Source organism: Caldimonas taiwanensis NBRC 104434 (assembly GCF_001592165.1).
Lineage (GTDB): Bacteria > Pseudomonadota > Gammaproteobacteria > Burkholderiales > Burkholderiaceae_C > Caldimonas > Caldimonas manganoxidans.
On record NZ_BCWK01000061.1, the window covers coordinates 1 to 1,861 of the forward strand.

Below are 1,861 nucleotides of genomic sequence, written 5' to 3' on the forward strand. Positions count from 1 at the left end.
GGCGGGGCGCAGCCGGGAAGCGTCAGCGTTTACTGGGTCAAGCGCGACGATGGCTACTCGGCGCCTGGCCAACTCACGAGTGAAGGCATCGTGCAAGGCGGCATGCAGCTCAAGATGCAGGCAACCGACAAACTGGAATTGCGCGCCCGTGCAGACCTCAAGGATGGCAGCGCATCGGGCACGAGCCGATCTGCGGAAATCGACGGTCGGTATGCGTTCACGCCAGAGGTTTCGCTCGGGCTGGGAGCGCGCCACGAAGACCGTGACACGGCGCTGGCAGCAGGTAGCAGTGCCGCGCTCGCCGAAACCGGCGCGCGCACCGACGTAGCCGCCAAGCTGACCTGGCAGCCGCTCGACAGGGAAGGCAAGCCGGGACGGTGGGCGGTATACGGCCTGGTGCAGGGCACGGTGCGGCACGCTGCCACCCGCAGCGAAAACGACCGCGTGGGTGTGGGCGGGCACTACCAGATCAACGATCGCGTGAAGCTCAGCGGCGAAGTCAGCGACGGCGATGGCGGGGTGGGGAGCAAGATCGGCGCGGACTATCGTCTATCAGACCGCAACAGTATTTATCTCAACTACTTGCTCGACCCTGACCGCAGCGACATCGGCTACCGCGGCCGTGTCGGCAATCTCACCGCTGGTATGAAATCACGCTACAGTGACAGCCTGTCGGTGTACGCCGAACAACGCTACCAGAGCGCAGACCATGGGCCGTCGGGGCTGATCCATGCCTTCGGCCTCGACCTTGCCGCCGACGACCGCTGGAGTTGGGGCGCGCGCCTCGAAAAAGGCACCACTTCCAATCCCGCGACCGGCGACCTCGATCGCACCGCCGTCTCGCTCTCGGCTGGCTATCGGTTCGAGAAAACCAAGTACGCGGGTGTGATCGAGTACCGCACCGAGGACGGCAATGCCACCGGCAAGCGCACGAGCTGGCTGGTGAAGAACAGTCTGGGCTACCAGACCACGCCCGATTGGCGCGTGCTCGCCAAGCTCAACTTCGCCATCAGCAACGCCGGGGCGGGCAGCACCACGGACGCGGACTTCACCGAAGTGGTGCTGGGCATGGGCTACCGTCCGGTGCTCAATGACAAGCTCAATGCCCTGTTCAAGTACACTTACCTCGCCGACCTACCCAGCCCCGGCCAGCTCAGCGCATCGGGCGGCGCCCGCACGTTCGAGCAGCGCAGCCATGTGCTGTCTGTAGACGCCATATATGACCTGGTGCCCAAGCTCTCGGTGGGCGGCAAGCTCGGCTACCGCTTCGGCAAACTGCGCGACACCAGTGTCGCCGGAAGCGGCTGGTTCAATAGCCGCGCCTGGCTCGGCATCGCGCGGCTCGACTGGCACGTTGTGCATAAGTGGGACGCCATCGGTGAATTGCGCTATCTGAGAGCTAAAGAAGCGGGCGACGCTCGGTTTGGTGCGCTCGTCGGCGTATATCGCCACATCAACGAACATGTCAAAGTGGGTGTTGGATATAACTTCACCGATTTCTCGGATGACCTGACCAACCTGGATTACCGAAGCCGGGGTTGGTTCGTCAATCTGCTCGCTAAGCTATGAACCCCATTGGCATAATCGCGTCGACTCGTAGTGCGCTCGTAGGGACGGGCACCGCGAGACGCGCTTCGTTCGATCTAGGCGGCTTCATTGACGAGGATACGTAGGGCTTCGCCAGCACCATCGAGGCTATTGTCAAGCAGGACGGCATAAGCGGTGCTCCGCCCGCGATTCTTTTGGACACAAAATTGGGGTGGCAGTAGTGTCCCAACGTTAATCGAAGAGAATCAACTGGTTGGGATTTTCCAGTCAAGTCCCAAATCCGCTGTAAATTCGTCGGCCCTGCAAAACGCCC

The 1,861-nt window shown here is 62.2% G+C and carries 1 protein-coding gene and 1 pseudogene; one reads left to right on the forward strand and one right to left on the reverse strand.

All coding sequences use genetic code 11. The annotated features are described in order from the left end of the window. Positions 1 to 1,569 (forward strand): outer membrane beta-barrel protein (locus CTA01S_RS16040; RefSeq protein ID WP_157451406.1); only part of this gene is annotated, 1,569 nt, incomplete at its 5' end. Positions 1,570 to 1,571: 2 nt separating this feature from the next. On the opposite strand, the pseudogene CTA01S_RS16535 reads toward CTA01S_RS16040, so the two are convergent. After that, positions 1,572 to 1,766, reverse strand: a pseudogene (locus CTA01S_RS16535) (hypothetical protein); the annotation flags it as partial. Positions 1,767 to 1,861 lie beyond the last annotated feature (95 nt).